The following is an 18,915-nucleotide window of genomic DNA, read 5'->3' on the forward strand; positions in this document are numbered from 1 at the left end:
CAAGCTAGGCCCGCAACGTTTCGGTCGCGGCCGTAGTGTTGTGACGCTCCCAACCAGTGAACGCCCTTTCGGAATCATGCGGGTCGATTAACGTATTTGACATGCAGACTTGGGCTTCGACACCGGTTCCACGCGTCGCGGGCACCCCGCGTCCACTGCGGCTCTACGACACCGCCGCCGGCGAGATACGGCCGACCGCGCCGGGATCGACCGCGGGCCTGTACGTCTGCGGAATCACGCCCTACGACGCCACCCACCTCGGGCACGCGGCCACCTATCTGACGTTCGACCTGGTCCACCGCCTGTGGCTGGACAACGGGCACGACGTGAACTACGTCCAGAACGTCACCGACATCGACGACCCGCTGCTGGAGCGCGCCGAACGCGACCAGGACGACTGGGTCGTGCTGGGCATGCGCGAGACAGCCCTGTTCCGCGAGGACATGGTCGCGCTGCGGGTGCTGCCGCCGCGCTCGTACGTCGGCGCGGTCGAGTCGATCCCGGAGATCGTCGAGGCGATCGGCAAACTGCTCGCGGGCGGCCACGCCTACCGCGTCGACGACGCCGAGTACCCGGACATCTACTTCGACCACGCGGCGACCGGCCAGTTCGGCTACGAGTCCCGCTACCCAGAGCAGACCATGCTCGAGTTGTTCGCCGAGCGCGGCGGCGACCCCGACCGTCCCGGCAAACGGCACCCGCTCGACGCCCTGCTGTGGCGCGTCGAGCGGCCCGGCGAGCCCGCATGGGACAGCGAGGTCGGCCGTGGCCGCCCAGGCTGGCACGTGGAGTGCTCGGTGATCGCCCTCAACCGCCTCGGGACGGCATTCGACGTGCAGGGCGGCGGATCAGACCTGATCTTCCCGCACCACGAGAACAGCGCCGCGCACGCGGAGGCGCTCACCGGCGAGCACCCGTTCGCCCGGCACTACGTCCACTCCGGGATGATCGGCCTGGACGGGGAGAAGATGTCCAAGTCGCGCGGCAACCTGGTGTTCGTCTCGCGCCTGCGGGCCGACAAGATCGACCCGATGGCCGTGCGCCTGGCCCTCTTCGCCGGCCACTACCGCGAAGACCGCGCATGGACAGACGCGCTGCTCGCCGAAGGCCAGGCCAGGCTCGCCCGCTGGCGCGAGGCCGCATCCCTGGAGGCAGGCCCAGACGCCGCCGACGTCATCGCACGCCTGCGCGACCACCTATCCAACGACCTGGACACCCCGAACGCCCTGCTGGCCGCGGACGCATGGGTCACCGAGGCCCTCACCGGCCGAGGCCAGGACGAGTCCTCACCCGCACAGTTCCGCGACGCCGTGGACGCCTTGCTCGGCGTGGCCCTCTAGCGCCACGGGGCCAGCCAGCGTTCCGGGCCAGTCGCGGCTCCGGCCTGGCCAGGCCCGGCTGGGTCAGGCCAGGCCGGGTCGCTGGCGCGAACAGGATCGACACAGCCCGGTGACAGCGTCGGGTCTGTCCTTGGGTGTGCCGAGATCCGCCTGAGCCGCGGCCTCCCCGTGCACGACTTCAACTACGGAACGATCCAGACCCCGGCGGTGGTTCCGCCCAAGCGGGGTGAACCCGTGCGAACGGTCCATTCGCACGGGTTCACCCGGCGACCTGGGCTTATTGAGGGCCGCCGAGGCCGCGTCCGGGGCCGCCTGGGCCTGGGCGGCGGCGCCGGAGGTAGCGCTCGAATTCGGCGGCGATGGCGTCGCCGCTGGTTTCGTTGAGTGTGATCGCCGCGTCGCCGCGTTCCTCGAGGGCGCGGACGTAGTTGCTGACGTCCTCGTCCTCCTCGGCCATTTCGCTGACGGTCCGTTGCCACTCGTCGGCCTGTTCGGGCAGGGCGCCGAGCGGCACCTCGACGTCCAGCACTTCCTCGACACGGTGCAGCAAGGCCAAGGTCGCCTTGGGTGAGGGTGGCTGGGACACGTAGTGCGGAACGGCTGCCCACAGCGAGATCGCCGGAATGCCGGCCTGCACGCACGCGTCCTGCAGCACGCCGACTATCCCGGTTGGGCCCTGGTAGCGGGAACGCTCCAGGCCGAACCGGGAGGCGGACGCGGCGTCGTAGGCCGTTCCGGTCACTGGGACAGGACGGGTGTGCGGCGTGTCGGCGAGCATCGAGCCGAGCGTGACCACGGTCGTGACACCGAGGCGCTCGATGTGCTCCAGCAGTTCGGCGCAGAACTTCCGCCAGCGCATGTTCGGCTCGATGCCGTGCACCAGGACGATGTCCCTCGACGAGCCCGGGGGACGGCAGGTGGACAGCCGGGTCGTCGGCCATTCCACCCGCCGGGTGACTCCGTCGACCAGCCGTACTGTGGGCCGCGTCACCTGGAAGTCGTAGTAGTCGTCCGGGTCGATGTCCACCAATGGGGTGGCATCCCAGGTCAGTTGCAGGTGTTCGACCGCCGTACTCGCCGCGTCGCCCGCGTCGTTCCAGCCTTCGAACGCGGCGATCAGAATAGGCTCCACCAGCGGGGGTGGGCTGGCGCTGCTCTGCGGGTCGTGATCGGTCACCGGCCAAGCCTACGACCCCGGGACACCAACTGGAGAGCTCAGGTGCTGGTGCGTGTCCGTAGGCTTGGCCCATGCCATCGCCCCTGCTTGATGCCGTCAACGACAGAGTCGTCGTCGCGGACGGTGCGATGGGTACCGCGTTGCAGGCGCATGACCTGTCGTTGGACGATTTCGCTGGTCTTGAGGGCTGTAACGAGATCTTGAACGTGACCCGGCCGGATGTGGTGCGCGGGGTGCACCGGGGTTATTTCGAGGCCGGTGCGGACGCGGTGGAGACCAATACGTTCGGCGCGAACCTGGCCAATCTGGCCGAGTACGACATCCCGGACCGGATTCGGGAGTTGTCGCTGGCAGGCGCCCGGCTCGCGCGGGACGTGGCCGACGAGTTCAGTACCCCGGTGCGGCCGCGGTTCGTGCTGGGGTCGGTGGGGCCGGGTACCAAGCTGCCGACTCTGGGGCACGCGAAGTTCACCGATTTGCGTGACGCCTACACCGACTCGGTGCGGGGTCTGCTCGAAGGTGGTATCGACGCGGTGGTCGTGGAGACCTCGCAGGACCTGTTGCAGACCAAGGCCGCGATCATCGGCGCCCGGCACGCGATGCACCGTGAGGGCCGTGCGGTCCCGGTGATCGCGCAGGTGACCGTGGAGACGACCGGCACGATGCTGCTCGGCTCGGAGATCGGTGCCGCGCTGGCGGCGTTGGAACCGCTGGGGATTGATCTGATCGGGTTGAACTGCGCGACCGGTCCGGCCGAGATGAGCGAGCACCTGCGGCACCTGGCCAAGCACGCCCGGATCGGGTTGTCGGTGATGCCGAACGCCGGCCTGCCGCAGCTCGGGCCGGACGGCGCGGTCTACCCGCTGGGGCCCGAGGAGCTGGCCGGGGCGTTGGCGACGTTCGTGACGGAGTTCGGCGCGCGCCTGGTCGGCGGCTGCTGCGGCACCACCAGCGCGCACATCAGGGCAGTCTCCGACGCGGTCCGGAATCTCACTCCCCGAGACCGGCGGCCGCGGCCGGAGCCGGGCGTGTCGTCGCTCTACCAGGCCGTGCCGTTCCGGCAGGACACCTCGGTGTTGATGATCGGCGAGCGGACCAACGCCAACGGCTCCAAGGTGTTTCGTGAGGCGATGCTGGCTGGCCGGTTCGAGGACTGTGTGGAGATCGCGCGTGACCAGACCCGCGATGGTGCTCACCTGCTGGATCTCTGTGTGGACTACGTCGGCCGCGACGGCGTGGCCGACATGACCGAGATCGCCGGCCGGCTGGCGACCGCGTCCACGCTGCCGATCATGCTCGACTCGACCGAGGTGAACGTCCTGGAAGCCGGGCTGCGGCAGCTCGGCGGCCGGTGCGCGATCAACTCGGTGAACTTCGAGGACGGCGACGGGCCCGAGTCCCGGTATCACCGCACGATGGAGCTGGTCACCGAGTACGGCGCCGCGGTGGTCGCGTTGTGCATCGACGAGACCGGCCAGGCCCGTACCGCGGACACCAAACTCGCGGTGGCCACGCGCCTGATCGAGGACCTCACCCGCCGGTGGGGGATGCGGGCCTGCGACATCATCATCGACACGTTGACCTTCACCATCGCCACCGGTCAGGAGGAGTCACGGCGGGACGCCGCGGAGACGATCGAGTCGATCCGGCAGCTCAAGCAGCGTTATCCCGACGTGCAGACGACGCTCGGCCTTTCGAATGTCTCCTTCGGGCTCAACCCGGCCGCCCGCCAGGTACTCAACTCGGTCTTCCTGCACGAATGCGTCCAAGCGGGCCTGGATACCGCGATCGTGCACGCGTCCAAGATCCTGCCGATGGCCCGGATCCCCGACGAGCAGCGCACGGTCGCGCTGGATCTGGTCTACGACAGGCGATCCGAGGGCTACGACCCGCTGACCCGGTTCATGGAGCTGTTCGAGGGCGTCACGGCCTCGTCGAACAAGGCGTCGCGTGCCGAGGAGTTGGCGGGGCTGCCGTTGTTCGAACGGCTGGAGCGTCGGATCGTCGACGGCGAGCGCAACGGCCTGGACGGCGATCTGGAGGAGGCGCTGACCCAGCGGCCGGCGTTGGAGATCATCAACAACACGCTGCTGTCCGGGATGAAGACGGTGGGGGAGTTGTTCGGGTCGGGGCAGATGCAGTTGCCGTTCGTGCTGCAGTCCGCGGAGGTGATGAAGGCCGCGGTGGCGTATCTGGAACCGCATATGGACAAGAGCGACGACGCGGGCAAGGGCCGGATCGTGCTGGCCACGGTCAAGGGCGATGTGCACGACATCGGCAAGAACCTGGTGGACATCATCCTGTCCAACAACGGCTACGAGGTGGTCAACATCGGCATCAAGCAGCCGATCACCACCATTCTGGACGCCGCGGCCGAGCACCGCGCCGACGTGATCGGCATGTCCGGGCTGCTGGTCAAGTCCACCGTGATCATGAAGGAGAACCTCGAGGAGATGAACTCCCGGGGTGTGGCCGCGCGCTGGCCGGTCCTGCTCGGCGGCGCCGCCCTGACCCGGGCCTATGTCGAGAACGACCTGACCGAGATGTACTTCGGTGATGTCCGCTACGCCCGGGATGCGTTCGAGGGCCTGCGGTTGATGGACGCGATCATGGCCGCCAAACGCGGCGAATCCCCGCTGGTGGACCCGGAAGCCGAAGCCGCAGCGGCTGAACGTAAGGCTCGCCGGGAACGAGCGTTGCGCATCGCGGAGGCACGCAAAGCCGACGAGGCGGCCGAACCGGTGGCCGAGCGGTCCACTGTGGCCACTGGTGTCCCGATCCCGGCGCCGCCGTTCTGGGGAAGCCGTGTGGTGCGGGGTATCCCGGTCGCCGACTACGCCGCGATGCTCGACGAACGCGCGACTTTCCTTGGCCAGTGGGGACTGCGCGGCACACGCACCGGGACGGGACCGTCCTATGAGGAGCTTGTCGAATCCGAAGGACGACCGAGGCTGCGGGCCTGGATGGAACGCCTTGCCACACAAGGAGTCCTCGCCCACGCTGCAGTCGTCTATGGGTATTTCCCTTGCGTCGCCGAGGGCGACGACCTGGTCATCCTGTCCGAGCCGACCATCGACGCGCCAGAACGGACCCGGTTCACCTTCCCGCGGCAGCGCACGCAACGCAGGCTCTGCCTGGCCGACTTCTTCCGCCCGCGGGACGCGGGCGAGGTCGATGTGGTGGCGTTCCAGCTGGTCACCATGGGTCAGCCGATCGCCGACGCGGCCGCGGAACTGTTCGCCGCCGACGCCTACCGCGACTACCTCGAACTTCACGGCCTCGGCGTCCAGCTCACCGAGGCACTCGCCGAGTACTGGCATCGGCGCGTGCGCGGCGAACTGCTGTGGGCGACCGGGCGGCCGGTGGCCGATGAGGACCCGGATCACATCGAGGAGTTCTTCGAACTCGGATACCGTGGAGCGAGGTTCTCCCTCGGCTACGGCGCCTGCCCGAACCTGGAGGACCGCGCCAAGATCGTGGAACTGCTCGAGCCCGAACGCGTCGGCGTCAAGCTCTCCGAGGAGTTCCAGCTGCATCCGGAGCAGTCCACCGACGCGATCGTGCTGCACCATCCGGAGGCCAAATACTTCAACACATGAGGGGGAAACCGCGTGTCACGGGTGCCCGAGGCCGTGCTGTGGGACATGGACGGGACGCTGGTCGATTCCGAGAAGCTCTGGGACATCGGGCTGCGTGAGCTCGCCGAACAGCTGGGCGGTGAACTCGACGCACGCACCAGGGACGCGGTCGTCGGCTCCAACATGGACAACACCATGCTGGAGATCTTCACCTCGCTCGGCCTGGACCCGGAGCCCGCCGCCATGGAGAAAGCGGCGACCTGGCTGACCGAGCGCACGGCATCACTGTTCCGGAACGGACTGCCCTGGCGGCCGGGCGCCCGCGAGGCCCTGGAGTCGTTACAGGCGCACGATGTCCCTATGGCTTTGGTCACGTCCACCGAGCGCGCCCTGACCGAACTCGCCCTCGAATCGATCGGCCGCGCGTTCTTTTCGGCGACCATCTGCGGTGACGAAGTGGACGGTCGCAACAAGCCCCACCCAGCGCCATACCTGATGGCCGCCGACCTGCTCGGAGTCCCCGCCACACGATGTGTCGCGGTCGAGGACTCACTGCTGGGAATGCAGTCGGCCGTGGCCGCGGGATGCACTGTGCTGGTGGTCCCGGCGGAGGTTCCGATCCCGCCGGGCGAGGGCTGGACTGTCCGGGAATCCCTCGTTGGTGTCGACGCGTACACGCTCGGGGCTTTGTGACCCGTCCGTATGGGAGATAGCAGGGCGGGATGAAAGGATTCCCGTGTGAAGACGTTCGACGAACTGTTCGCCGAGCTCAGTGAGCGCGCGCGGACCCGGCCTGCGGGGTCGGGCACCGTGGCGGCGCTGGATGCGGGTGTGCACGCGCAGGGCAAGAAGGTGCTGGAGGAAGCCGGCGAGGTGTGGATCGCCGCCGAGCATGAGGACGACGAGCATCTGGCCGAGGAGGTGTCCCAGCTGCTCTACCGCGTTCAGGTGCTGATGATCGGACGCGGCCTGACCCTCGACGACGTCTACCGCTACCTCTAGGAGTTACCGCTCATGTTGCGTGTCGCCGTGCCCAACAAAGGGGCGCTGGCCGCGTCCGCCTCCGAGATGCTGTCCGAGGCCGGTTACCGGCAGCGAGGTGAGCAGCGTGACCTCACCGTGCTCGACTCGGCCAACGAGGTCGAGTTCTTCTTCTTGCGTCCCAAGGACATCGCCGCGTATGTCGGTTCCGGTGACCTGGATCTCGGCATCACCGGGCGGGACCTCGCCTACGAGTCCGGCGCGCCGGTGCAGGAGCGGCTCAGCCTCGGCTTCGGTGGATCGACCTTCCGGTACGCCGCGCCCGCCGGTCGTGAATGGTCGCTAGCGGACCTCGACGGCAAGCGGCTGGCGACGGCCTACCCGCGGCTGGTCCGCGACGACCTGGCCAAGCACGGCATCAAGGCCGACGTGATCCGGCTGGACGGCGCCGTGGAGATCTCGGTCCAGCTGGGCCTGGCGGACGCGATCGCGGACGTCGTCGGCTCCGGCCGGACCCTGCGCCAGCACAACCTCGTGGCGTTCGGCGAGCCGATCTGCGTGTCGGAAGCCGTGCTGGTCAAGCGCGCGGGCGTGACGCTGTCGGCCGACTCCGAGCAGCTGACGGCCCGGCTGCAGGGTGTGGTCTTCGCCCAGCAGTACATGATGCTGGACTACGACTGCCCCAAGACCTTGCTGGACAACGCACTCGAGGTCACCCCCGGGCTCGAGTCACCCACCGTGGCGCCGTTGGCCAACCCCGAGTGGGTCGCCGTGCGCGCGATGGTCCCGCGCAAGCGGGCCAACCCGATCATGGACGAGCTGGCGGCGATCGGCGCGAAGGCGATCCTCGCCTCCGACATCCGCTCCTGCCGCCTCTGAAAGTTTTGCCCCCAATGCCACATTGGTGGCGTCAGATGTCCCCAATGTGGCATTGGGGGCACAGCCCTGCCCGAAACTGTCGTAGGGCTGGCCTAGGGTTCGGGTGTGACGGTGACTGAGGAAGTTCCTGTACGACGGCGACCCGCTCTGTCCCCTTCCCGTGCGAGTGACTTCAAGCAGTGCCCGCTGCTCTACAGATTCCGTGCAGTGGACCGCCTGCCCGAGACCCCGACGCGCGCCCAGATCCGCGGCACGGTCGTGCACGCGGTCCTGGAGCAGCTGTACGGCCTGCCCGCGGCCGAGCGTGTGCCCGAGGCAGCCCACAAGCTGCTTGGGCCCACCTGGGCGAAGCTCAGTGAACAGGCCCCCGAGCTGGCCGAGCTGTTCCCGGAGAGCGATGACCTGGAGCAGTGGCTGGCCTCGGCGGGCGAGCTGATCGACGGCTACTTCACCCTGGAGGATCCGCGGCGGCTCGAACCGGAGGCCTGCGAGCTGCTCGTCGAGTCCGAGCTGCCCTCCGGCGTGCTCCTGCGCGGCTACATCGACCGGCTGGACGTGGCCCCGACGGGCGAGATCCGCGTGGTCGACTACAAGACGGGCGCGGCCCCGCGCGAGATCGGCGAGGCCAAGGCCCTGTTCCAGATGAAGTTCTACGCACTGGTGCTCTGGCGCCTGCGCGGGGTCGTCCCGCGTCAGCTCCGGCTGATGTACCTGTCGGACCGCCAGTCGCTGGCCTACACCCCCGACGAGGCCGAACTCCAGCGGTTCGAACGCACCCTGGAGGCCATCTGGCAGGCCGTGATGCGGGCGGCCAAGACCGGCGACTTCCGCCCGAACAAGAGCAGGCTCTGCGACTACTGCGACCACAAGGCCTTCTGCCCGGCGTTCGGCGGCACCCCGCCGGAGTACCCGGGATGGCCCGAACCGGACCCCGGAGTGGAGACCGCCCTCGACCGCGCCGACTGAGCCGGTTGAGCCGGCCGACCGATGATTTTCCGCGCCGCAACGGGTCTCACCATGTGTGACTCCACCACTGATCGGCGGACCGGAACTGCTGGAGCGGGCCATCGCCTACACCCTGGGCAGCCTGCATCTGGTCAGTCCCCAGTCCCTGCGTAGCCCCACCCCGTGCCGCGCCTGGGACCTGCGGGCCCTGCTCGTCCACATGAACGACTCCCTGGCCGCCCTGCACGAGGCTGTCGACAGTGGACACGTCGGGCTGACGGCGAACACCGGTGAGCCCGCCGCCGATCTGGTCGCCCAGTTGAAGGATCGCGCCTGCGGTCTGCTGGGTGCCTGGTCGGTTCCGGCCTCGCGCCGGGTACGGATCGCCGACCGGGAACTGACCAATGTGATCGTCAGCTGTGCGGGGGCTGTGGAGATCGCGGTGCACGGGTGGGACGTCGCGCGGGCCTGTGGGGTCGATCGGGCTGTTCCTGATCGTCTTGCCGAGGAGTTGCTGCAGCTGGCCGAGCTTTTCGTGAGCGCGGAGGACCGGCCGGAAAGATTCGCCCAGCCGGTCGGGAGTGACGGTTCGGCCGGGGATCGGCTGGTCGCTTTTCTGGGCCGGGTTCCTTGACCGAACACCAGCGGGGCACACGGCAGTTCAACACGAAGGCACTTACGCTCAACCCTGTGACCACGATCCGGACCGGCCGAGTCGTCAGAGGCGACGGTGGGTTGCTGCTGTTCCGGATCAGTGGTGTGCCTGTGCTGCTGGCTCCGTCCTGGTGGTTGGGCTCGCTCGCGGTGGTTCTGCTGTACACGCCGCTTGTGGATCGGTTGATGCCCGGAGTGAGTGGCGGAACGGCGTTTCTTCTGGCGTCGGCCTTCGCCGTCCTGCTGGGCGCGTCGGTTCTGGCGCACGAGCTGGGTCACTGTGTGGTGGCGCTGAGGTTCGGTCTGCCGGTGCGCAGAGTCCGGCTCTTCCTGCTCGGCGGCATCTCCGAAGTGGCCAGAACGCCCCGCAAACCGGCCCACGAGGGCCTGGTGGCCGCTGCCGGACCGGGTGTGTCCATAGTGCTGGCGGCGCTCTTCGGGATGGCGCTGCTGATCGGGCCGGACGATGGCGCGATCTGGGTGCTGCTGATCGAGTGCACGGCGGCGAATCTCGCCGTGGCCGTGTTCAACCTGCTTCCCGGCCTGCCCCTGGACGGCGGCCGGATGCTGCGGGCGGGAGTCTGGGCGCTGACCGGGCGCCGGTCGAAAGGCACCACGGCGGCCGCGGTGGGCGGCGGCGTGGTCGCGGCGGCGTTGCTGGTCTGGGCGATGTTCGGGGTCGTGGAGGGCAGTACCGACCAATGGTTCCGGCTCGGGGTCTGTGTGCTCACCGCGTGGTTCGTGATCACCGGGGCGATGGGGGAGATCTCCGCCGAGCAGCGCCGGACCTGGCCCGACGGCCTGCGCCTGGCCGACCTGGTCCAGCCGATCCTGCAGCTTCCCGCCGAGAGCCCGGTCGCGAGCGCACTGGACGCCTCCGCCGGGCGAGGCGTCGTGCTCGTGCGGGCCGACGGCGTCGCCGCCGGCCTGCTGGACCGCGCGACCGCGGAGAGATTGGCCAGCCAGTCCCCGCTTTCGCCCGCTGAACTGGCTGCCGAGCCGATCCGGCCGGAGAGCGTCCTGCTGGAGTCCGAGCCGGGTGAGGAGATCATCGAGCGGGTGTACGAGACCGCCGCGTGGCAGTTCCTGGTCGTCGACGAGGAAGGCCGCCCGTCCGGTGTCCTGCGGCGCGAAGACCTCAAAGCGGCCCTGCGTAACGCCTGATCAAGCCCGGATGCCACGATATGGGGCCAACGGGCCAGTAGGGGAGAAGAGCGCAGGTGTCGGTGAGCAGGGCGAGCGGCCCGTTCCGTAAAGGTGACCGGGTACAACTGACCGACCCGAAAGGCCGGCATTACACCCTGGTCCTCGAAGAGGGCGGGCAGTACCACACGCATCGTGGCGCGCTCGCGCACGACGACCTGATCGGCTCACCGGAGGGTTCTGTCGTCACGTCCGCGGGCGGGACGTCTTTCCTTGCGTTGCGGCCCTTGCTGCCGGACTACGTGCTGTCGATGCCGCGTGGCGCGCAGGTGATCTACCCCAAGGACGCCGCGCAGATCGTCATGTGGGGCGACATCTTCCCAGGGGCGCGCGTCCTGGAAGCCGGTGCGGGCTCGGGTGCGCTGACGTGTTCTTTGCTGCGTGCGGTCGGGGAGTCGGGCAGCGTCACGTCCTACGAGGTCCGTGACGACCACGCGGAGCACGCTGTGCGCAACGTGGTCCAGTTCTTCGGTGAGCAGCCCGCGAACTGGTCGTTGACGGTCGCCGACCTGGCCACGCACACCGGCGAGGTGGACCGGGTCGTGCTGGACATGCTGGCGCCGTGGGAACAACTCGACGTGGTGAAGAACAACCTGATCCCGGGTGGCGTCCTGGTGGTGTACGTCGCGACGGTCACGCAGCTGTCCCGCGTCACGGAAGCGTTGCGGGAACAGCAATGCTGGACTGAGCCGCAGTCATGGGAGACCATGCAGCGGCCGTGGCACGTGGTCGGTCTGGCGGTGCGCCCGGATCACCGGATGGTCGCACACACGGCTTTCCTGCTCACTGCCCGCCGGCTGGCCGATGGCGTTGTGGCGCCCAGGGTTCAGCGCCGGTCCGGCAAGGGTTAGCTGATCCCGCAGACCCGCCAGCCGCCGTTCTCCAGCACGAGGGTGAACGGCTCGTCGGTGGTCTGCTTCTCGCTTGCCGGCACCGTGATCTCGCTGATGACGGTGAAACTTCCTTTGTCACCTTCGGTCCGGACGTCCTTGACCGACAGTTTGAACTGTGGTGCGCCTTCGACCGGGTTCTCCTTGGCGGAGAACGCTTCCCGCATCGAAGGCATGACCGCCGCGCACACCACCGGCTCGAAGTCGGCCACGTCCACGTCCCGGCCGGAGGAGTTCAGGCCGCGCTGGTAGAGCGATGTGAACTCCTGCGCCGCTTCGGCGGGATCGTCGGTCGAACCGTTGCCGCTCAACAGGAACACGCCGACCCCGGCGACGACGAGCACGAGCACCACGGCGACGGTCACCAGAATCAGGCCGTTACGCCGCCGGGTGTCCTTTGTGCTCACAGGTGTGGCTCGGATTGCGTTGTGCTGACTGTGTTTCCGGGATTGGCCGGCGTGCTCGGGCCGAAGATGTCGGACGGGTCGACGCCTTGCGACGGGACGCTCTCAGTCGTGCTCGTCGGGGACGTGGTGGACGAACGGGTCGGCGGACGGAACGTCACGCCACAGACCTTCCAGTTCGATTCCTCTTTGACCAGAGCATAATCCTGGTCCCGGCGACTGTCGGCCTGGGCGCCGGTCATCGTGACCACGCCGTGGTCGCCGTCGATCTTCACGTCCTTGACGGTGATCGCGAGCCGTGCGGCCGGGCTCGGCGTGTACGACCGCATGAGCTCCTTGTTCTCGCGGTCCTGCCACTCCTGTTCCAGCGCGTCCTGCTCGGGCGCGCACAGCACGCCCTGGACTTCCGTTTTGGACAGCGCGAACGCCCCGTCGTTGCGGGCCTGCTCGAGCAGCAGCGCGAACTTCTGCGCCACCTCACGGGCCTTGGTCTTCTCCTGCTGCAGCGCGATGTCCTCGGGACGGGGCTGCGACGCCACGATGGCGATCGCGACGCCACCGCCGGCCAGCACGAGCATCGCGAGCCCGATGGCGATGATCATCCGGATGTTGCCCCGCCGGGTGACCGGGGGGCTCACCTCGGTTTTGGGGGCCTCCGGTGCTGGTTCAGCAGCCTCTGGCTTTTCGGGCTCGGCCATGCGCACACCGTATCCAGACGCTGTGAAACGAGCGTCACCCGACCCCGCCGATCCGCGGTGAGTTCAGCCCGCACAGGCTCCACTGCTCACCGGAACGCTGAATCCGCATCGAGCCCTCCTGCACGGTGCCCTCGAACCGCACCGTGATCGACGCGACGAAGCCGTCGGGGAACTCCCTGACATCACGCAGTTCGAACTCGATCGGGGCGTTGCGGGTCTCGGCGGGCACGGCGGGGTCCAACTGGGGAATCGCCTTCGTCAGCTCTCGTCGTCCGGTGGACTTACCTTGGGCGCATGTGAGCTCGATCACACCATTGAGATCTTTGGCGTTCAGCCGGGCCACGACGGCCTGGGCGAGTGCCTGCGGCGTGCCCGTGTCCCCGGACGGCGCCTCGCGGGGCGCCGGCGGCGGAGGGTCTGGACGGTCCAGGACGACAAAGGCCGCCGCGCCCGCCCCGCCCAGCGCCAGACCCGCGATGACCGCGACGGTGGTCCGGCGTCTGGCAGGCGTCCGCACCCGCCAACCGTACAAGGCTGGTCAGAACGAAGGCCTGGTGGACGTGGAGCGCGAAGTCGACGGGCTGCTGCCGCCGGAACTCATCGACGCGCTCGTCACGCACCACTTCGAGCCGTCCTTCTTCAGGTTCAGCGTCATCGGGATGGTGTTCGAGCGAGTCTTGCCCGCCTCGGTGGCCTTGATGCTCAGCCGGGCCCTTGCGGTGCTGCCGGACTCGCTGACCGAACCCGAGAGACTGGCCTTGAGTGTCAAAGTGGGGGGCGCTTCGTCCAACTGGAAAGCAGGAGTTTTCGTAGCCGGATCGCACAGGGTCGCGGTCGCCGCCGCGGCGTCCTTGTCGTCGATCGCCTTGATGACTTTCTGTACAACCGCGTCGGCTGTACCGGCGTTGTCGGAGGCGGCCACCTCTGTCGGCGCGCCGTTGTCGGCAGGCTTGTCGTCGCCGGTGAGCAGCAGAACCGTGGTCACGCCACCGCCGACCAGCAGGACACCGGCCACAGCCAGGCCGATGATCAGGCCCTTGTTGTTCTTCTGCGGCGGCATTCCGCCTGGGTAGCCTCCGTAGCCGTAGGGCGGCTGCTGACCGTAGGGCTGCTGGCCATAAGGCTGCTGCTGGGGGAGACCGCCCGTCCAGCCGGGTTGCTGCGGTTGCTGGCCGTACGGGCCTGGCTGAGGGCCGTACGGGCCGGGCTGCTGCGGCGGGTAAGTCATGACCATCCCAGTTCGTCGGCGCGATTCTCGTGATCGCGGGCCACGCTAGGTGACCCCGGCGCCCGGTACCGGGACTTTCGGAGAAAACGACCTGGGAATCCGGTCACGGACCGGTTACTTCACCCGATAGTGACCGTCCGGTCACGGCAAAGCCCGGGCCGCCGAGGCGGTCCGGGCCTTGTCTCACATCGTGGGCGATCAGCCGCCGGTGGACGGCGTACCCGGCTTGCCGCCGGAAATGCACCACTTGCCGTCCTTCTTCTGCAGTTCGAGGTTCAGCGGCAGCTTCACCTCGGCACCACCGGGGATACCCGCCCCGGACACCGCGAGAGTGATCGTCCCGGTGGCCTTGTCGCCGTTCTCCTTCACGTTCGAGGCCTCGGCCTTGAAGGTGATGTTGGGCGGCATCTCCTTGTCGAAGCCCGCGATGTCGTCGGCGGACGGCTGGTCACAGGCGACCGTCTTGAGCTTCTCCACGTCGATCGGCTTGGCGTTGAACGCCTCGACCGCAGTGTTCACGGCGCCCTGGGCGCTGCCCGTGCCGGTGCCGCCGCCACCCAGAGTGAAGATCAGGACCACGACGACCGCGATGACCACCACGCCGCCGCCGACCAGGATCCACGGCAGCGGGCTCTTCTTCCTGGGCCCGGGCGGCGGGAAGCCGCCGGGCGGCTGCTGGCCGTAGGGGCCGGGCTGGCCGGGGTGTCCCTGCTGGTCGAAGCCGGGGACCGGGCCGGACGGCGGGTAGTTGCCGCCAGGCTGCTGCTGCTGCTGCGGGTCGAAGCCCGGAACCGGGCCCGAGGGCGGGTAGTTGCCGCCGGGCTGCTGCTGCGGATAGCCACCTTGCTGGGGGTATCCACCTGGCTGCTGCGGGTAGCCGCCGCCAGGCTGCTGGCCATATCCCGGCTGCTGGCCATAACCGGGCTGGTCGCCGTATCCGCCCGGCTGTTGCGGCGGTTGAGACATTACGTTCTCCTAGGTGTGGCGATCGTGTTACATGTCGGGTTCCTCGGGGTAACTGGCCCAGAACGCCGTTGGGTCAGTACTCCGACGCACCGTAGCCGGTGTGTGGTTGCGTACTACACCGGGATGGAGCATTGAATCCCTCCGAGCGGGGGTTTCTTGACATCGACGCGCCGATCTCGACATCTGGATGAGCTCCGAATGTCAGAGATCACCGGTACCGTATGGGTACGTAGTTCGGGAGGAGGTGCCGACCATGCAGCACGACCGTCCCGGCAGTCGGCCTGAGGAGGCCGACGACCACAGCGCCGATGAAGGCGCGGGCCGTGAGACTAGTCAGTCCGCGCAGATCCGATTCCTCGAAGAGGAAATCGCACTGCTGCGCCGCAAGTTGACGGAATCGCCTCGCCATGTGCGCCTGCTCGAGCAGAGGCTTGCCGAAGCTTCTGAACGAGTGGGTCAGCTCACCGAGCGGAACACCAAACTGGTGGACACGCTGCGCGAGGCCCGAAGCCAGTTGCTGGCGTTGCGGGAGGAGGTGGATCGGCTAGCGCAGCCGCCCAGCGGCTATGGCGTGTATCTCGCCGGTCATGAGGACGGCACGGTGGACGTGTTCACCGCGGGCCGTCGGATGCGGGTGGCGGTATCGCCCGCCGTCGAGGTGGACACGCTCAAGCGCGGCCAATCGGTGCGTCTCAACGAGGCGCTGACCGTTGTGGAGGGCGGCACGTTCGAGCAGACCGGTGAGGTCTGCACGTTGCGTGAACTGCTTGCCGCCGGTTCCGATGGTGCTTCACTGCGAGCACTTGTGGTCGGACATGCCGACGAGGAAAGGGTGGTGTGGCTGGCCGATCCGCTGGCTGATTCGCCACTCAAACCAGGGGACTCGCTCCTGGTCGACACCAAGTCCGGGTACGCGTACGAACGCGTGCCGAAGGCGGAGGTCGAGGATCTCGTGCTGGAGGAGGTGCCCGACGTCGACTACGCCGACATCGGCGGCCTGTTCCGGCAGATCGAGCAGATCCGCGACGCGGTGGAACTGCCGTTCCTGCACTCCGACCTGTACCGGGAATACGAGTTGCGGCCGCCCAAGGGCGTCCTGCTCTACGGCCCTCCGGGCTGCGGCAAGACGCTGATCGCCAAGGCCGTGGCCAACTCGCTGGCCAAGAAGGTCGCCGCCGCGCGCGGTGACGGCGACGGCCAGGCGAAGTCGTACTTCCTCAACATCAAGGGTCCCGAGCTGCTCAACAAGTTCGTGGGCGAGACCGAGCGGCACATCCGGCTGATCTTCCAGCGGGCCAGGGAGAAGGCCTCCGAGGGCACCCCGGTGATCGTGTTCTTCGACGAGATGGACTCGATCTTCCGCACCCGCGGCAGCGGTGTGTCCTCGGATGTGGAGACGACGATCGTTCCGCAGCTGCTGAGCGAGATCGACGGCGTCGAAGGCCTCGAGAACGTGATCGTGATCGGCGCGTCCAACCGTGAGGACATGATCGACCCCGCGATCCTCCGGCCGGGCCGGTTGGACGTGAAGATCAAGATCGAACGGCCGGACGCCGAGGCGGCGCAGGACATCTTCTCCAAGTACCTGACCCGCACGCTGCCGATCCACGCCGACGACCTCGCCGAGTTCAACGGGGACACCAAGGCGTGCATCGACGCGATGATCCAGCACACCGTCGAGCGGATGTACGAGGAGAGCGAGGACAACAGGTTCCTCGAGGTCACGTACGCCAACGGTGACAAGGAAGTCCTGTACTTCCGCGACTTCAACTCCGGCGCGATGATCCAGAACATCGTCGACCGGGCCAAGAAGGCCGCGATCAAGTCGGTCCTGGAGACCAAACAGCCGGGTCTGCGCGTGCAGCACCTGCTGGACGCGATCGTGGACGAGTTCGCGGAGAACGAGGACCTGCCCAACACCACCAACCCCGACGACTGGGCCCGGATCTCCGGCAAGAAGGGCGAGCGGATCGTCTACATCCGCACGCTCGTCACCGGCAAGAACCAGGAATCCGGCCGGGCGATCGACACTGCCAGCAACACCGGTCAGTACCTGTAGAACGCACGAATCGGCGCCTCGGGCAGCTTGTGCCCGGGGCGCCGATTACTTTGTCCACATGCGTATCGCTCTCGGCATGGCAGCCCTCGGCAGGCCCGCGTACATCAATCTGGGCCGGGACACGGCTTTGCCGGCCGACCGGACGCCCGAGGCGATGCGGGCGGCCAGTTTCGAGGTCCTGGACGCCGCGTACGCGGCCGGAATCCGCTGGGTCGATGCAGCGAGGTCATATGGCCGTGCCGAGGAATTCGTGGCGGCCTGGCTCGCCGATCGCGGCCACACCGGCGTGACGGTGTCCAGCAAGTGGGGTTACGAGTACACAGCGGACTGGCGGCCGGACGCCGAAGTGCACGAAATCAAGCAACATTCGCTCGCCAGATTCGACCAACAGTGGGCCGAGACCAAATCGTTGCTCGAAGTCGGCTTGTACCAAGTGCATTCCCTGACCGGTGACAGTCCGTTGTTCAACGACAAGGCTTTGCTGGGCCGAATGGCTGAAATCGGTGTGCCACTCGGTTTTTCCACTTCAGGGCCCGCCCAGGCCGACACAATCCGCCGCGCGTTCGATCTGGAGGTCAACGGAAGCCGCTTGTTCGGCTCCGTGCAGTCCACTTGGAACCTCCTCGAACAGTCGGCCGGTCCCGCCCTGGCCGAGGCCCACGCGGCCGGTGCCCGGGTGATGCTCAAGGAGGTCATGGCCAACGGCCGGCTCGCGATGACCCCACCCGGCGTCGTCGCCGACGTCGCCCTGCGTCACGGCGTCGGCCCCGACGCGGTCGCCATCGCCGCCGCCCTCGCCCAGCCCTGGGCCGACCTCGTCCTCAGTGGAGCAGCCGGCGTCGCCCAGCTCTACGCCAACCTGATGCCGGTCGAACTGGACCCCACCGACGAGCAGTTGCTCACCGACCTGGCCGAGCCACCCCAGGACTACTGGACCCGCCGCTCAGCCCTCGCCTGGACATGAGATGGCGGTTGACAGGACTCGCCGTAGCCGGCGATACCGGTCATCCGCACGACCTCGGCGAGCCGCTCCACCACGAACGCGTTCAACGACTGCCGATTGCCTCGGCGCCTTCGGCCAGGGCGAGATAGACCTCGTCGGGCACGTCTCGCAGGTTCATGCGTTTCACGAGGCCAATATGGCACCCGTCCGGGGATCGGTCGCGGGGTGCGCTAGGTTGATCACCATCTGAGGGCGAATCCTGATCTGACAAGGGGAATACCCGCTTTGCGTCGTGTGCACGTGCTTGCCGGCGTGGGTACCGCGCTGCTGCTTGCGGGCTGCTCGGGCCGGCCGAACGACCTTGTGGACAACCGGTACTACCAGGATTCGGCGGCGACGCCTTCCTCCTCGGCCGCGCCTGTGCGACAGCAACAGGAGCCGCCGAGTCCGGTGGCCGCTCCGGCCACGACCACTCAGCGCAAGAAGCTGGAGCTGGATCGGTTCGCGCTGACGTCCGCCGATCTCTCGGAGGAAGGTGTCCAACCGACGGGCACGGCTCGGACCGTGTTGAAGAAACTGTCCGACTGTGAGGTGCCGCTCGGCGCCGCGAAGTCCGCGTTGCAGAGTTCGTGGGCGTATCCGACCGGTTCGACGGTCCGGCATTACGTGGCGGAGTACGACGGTGATGCCAGCCAGGTCGTGGCCGATATCCGGGATCGGCTGACCTGTGGCAAGTACCGGGCCGACAATGTCGAAGTGAAGCTCTCCACGCCTGTCGCGGATGGAAACGGCCAGGTCAGCTGGTGTGCGACGAGCAGTCGCCAGTCCAGCTGCACGGTGATCGGCTCGGCCGGTCCGGTGCTCAGCGTTCTGGTTGTCACGGCCGCCACCGAGAACAAGGCGAAACCCGCGGTGACACGAATCGCACCACTCGCTGCAACGGCCCTCACACGCAACTCCTAGGCTTGTC

Annotated in this window: 18 protein-coding genes; 12 read left to right on the top strand and 6 right to left on the bottom strand. The window is 67.9% G+C overall.

What is annotated here, in order from left to right:
- Positions 1-101: 101 nt before the first annotated feature.
- Positions 102-1,340, top strand: a complete 1,239-nt coding sequence (mshC, locus tag JOF56_RS29930; RefSeq protein ID WP_209642820.1) for a cysteine--1-D-myo-inosityl 2-amino-2-deoxy-alpha-D-glucopyranoside ligase — start codon at positions 102-104, stop codon at positions 1,338-1,340.
- Positions 1,341-1,617: 277 nt separating this feature from the next.
- Here the strand turns inward: mshC and JOF56_RS29935 are convergent, their stop codons facing one another.
- Entirely contained in the window at positions 1,618-2,517 is a 900-nt protein-coding gene (locus JOF56_RS29935) for a PAC2 family protein (protein WP_209642821.1), read from the bottom strand.
- Between the two features lie 71 nt (positions 2,518-2,588).
- Between JOF56_RS29935 and metH the strand changes: the two genes are divergently transcribed.
- From metH to JOF56_RS29975, 8 genes are all read left to right on the top strand, one after another.
- Positions 2,589-6,116: a methionine synthase gene (gene metH / locus JOF56_RS29940; protein WP_209642822.1), complete on the top strand. Its 3,528-nt coding sequence runs from the start codon at positions 2,589-2,591 to the stop codon at positions 6,114-6,116.
- A gap of 45 nt (positions 6,117-6,161) precedes the next feature.
- Complete coding sequence (locus JOF56_RS29945; protein WP_209648564.1) at positions 6,162-6,788, top strand: HAD family hydrolase; 627 nt, start codon at positions 6,162-6,164, stop codon at positions 6,786-6,788.
- 45 nt (positions 6,789-6,833) lie between these two features.
- A complete protein-coding gene (locus JOF56_RS29950; RefSeq protein WP_209642823.1) occupies positions 6,834-7,097 on the top strand; it encodes a phosphoribosyl-ATP diphosphatase in 264 nt (87 codons plus the stop codon).
- A gap of 12 nt (positions 7,098-7,109) precedes the next feature.
- Positions 7,110-7,955, top strand: coding sequence for an ATP phosphoribosyltransferase (gene hisG, locus JOF56_RS29955; protein ID WP_209642824.1), 846 nt, complete (start codon positions 7,110-7,112; stop codon positions 7,953-7,955).
- Positions 7,956-8,060: 105 nt separating this feature from the next.
- On the top strand, positions 8,061-8,921 hold the full coding sequence (locus JOF56_RS29960) for a RecB family exonuclease (protein WP_209642825.1): 861 nt from the start codon (positions 8,061-8,063) through the stop codon (positions 8,919-8,921).
- A 55-nt stretch (positions 8,922-8,976) separates the two neighbouring features.
- Positions 8,977-9,534: a TIGR03086 family metal-binding protein gene (locus JOF56_RS29965; RefSeq protein ID WP_209642826.1), complete on the top strand. Its 558-nt coding sequence runs from the start codon at positions 8,977-8,979 to the stop codon at positions 9,532-9,534.
- Positions 9,535-9,590: 56 nt separating this feature from the next.
- Entirely contained in the window at positions 9,591-10,718 is a 1,128-nt protein-coding gene (locus JOF56_RS29970; RefSeq protein WP_307855317.1) for a site-2 protease family protein, read from the top strand.
- A 62-nt stretch (positions 10,719-10,780) separates the two neighbouring features.
- A complete protein-coding gene (locus tag JOF56_RS29975; RefSeq protein ID WP_209648566.1) occupies positions 10,781-11,608 on the top strand; it encodes a tRNA (adenine-N1)-methyltransferase in 828 nt (275 codons plus the stop codon).
- Here JOF56_RS29975 and JOF56_RS29980 read toward each other — a convergent pair.
- The 5 genes from JOF56_RS29980 to JOF56_RS30000 all read right to left on the bottom strand — a co-directional run bounded on the left by JOF56_RS29980 (position 11,605) and on the right by JOF56_RS30000 (position 14,943).
- Positions 11,605-12,054, bottom strand: a complete 450-nt coding sequence (locus tag JOF56_RS29980; protein WP_209642827.1) for an Rv0361 family membrane protein — start codon at positions 12,052-12,054, stop codon at positions 11,605-11,607. The two genes, JOF56_RS29975 and JOF56_RS29980, sit on opposite strands and share 4 nt — an antisense overlap.
- Positions 12,051-12,749 carry an Rv0361 family membrane protein gene (locus tag JOF56_RS29985; protein ID WP_209642828.1) on the bottom strand — a complete coding sequence of 233 codons (699 nt, stop codon included), beginning with the start codon at positions 12,747-12,749 and terminating at the stop codon, positions 12,051-12,053. Before JOF56_RS29985 ends, JOF56_RS29980 begins: the two co-directional genes overlap by 4 nt.
- Before the next feature lie 34 nt (positions 12,750-12,783).
- Positions 12,784-13,266, bottom strand: coding sequence for a hypothetical protein (locus JOF56_RS29990; RefSeq protein WP_209642829.1), 483 nt, complete (start codon positions 13,264-13,266; stop codon positions 12,784-12,786).
- A gap of 21 nt (positions 13,267-13,287) precedes the next feature.
- A complete protein-coding gene (locus tag JOF56_RS29995; protein ID WP_209642830.1) occupies positions 13,288-13,977 on the bottom strand; it encodes a flagellar basal body-associated FliL family protein in 690 nt (229 codons plus the stop codon).
- Between the two features lie 198 nt (positions 13,978-14,175).
- A complete protein-coding gene (locus JOF56_RS30000; protein ID WP_209642831.1) occupies positions 14,176-14,943 on the bottom strand; it encodes a hypothetical protein in 768 nt (255 codons plus the stop codon).
- Between the two features lie 253 nt (positions 14,944-15,196).
- Here JOF56_RS30000 and arc point away from each other — a divergent pair, with 253 nt between their 5' ends.
- The 3 genes from arc to JOF56_RS30015 all read left to right on the top strand — a co-directional run bounded on the left by arc (position 15,197) and on the right by JOF56_RS30015 (position 18,908).
- Positions 15,197-17,002 carry a proteasome ATPase gene (arc, locus tag JOF56_RS30005; protein ID WP_209642832.1) on the top strand — a complete coding sequence of 602 codons (1,806 nt, stop codon included), beginning with the start codon at positions 15,197-15,199 and terminating at the stop codon, positions 17,000-17,002.
- Between the two features lie 58 nt (positions 17,003-17,060).
- Complete coding sequence (locus JOF56_RS30010) at positions 17,061-17,966, top strand: aldo/keto reductase (RefSeq protein WP_209642833.1); 906 nt, start codon at positions 17,061-17,063, stop codon at positions 17,964-17,966.
- Between the two features lie 264 nt (positions 17,967-18,230).
- Entirely contained in the window at positions 18,231-18,908 is a 678-nt protein-coding gene (locus JOF56_RS30015; protein ID WP_209642834.1) for a hypothetical protein, read from the top strand.
- Positions 18,909-18,915: the final 7 nt, after the last annotated feature.

The sequence above is a fragment of the Kibdelosporangium banguiense genome, from assembly GCF_017876405.1.
Taxonomy (GTDB): Bacteria; Actinomycetota; Actinomycetes; order Mycobacteriales; family Pseudonocardiaceae; genus Kibdelosporangium; species Kibdelosporangium banguiense.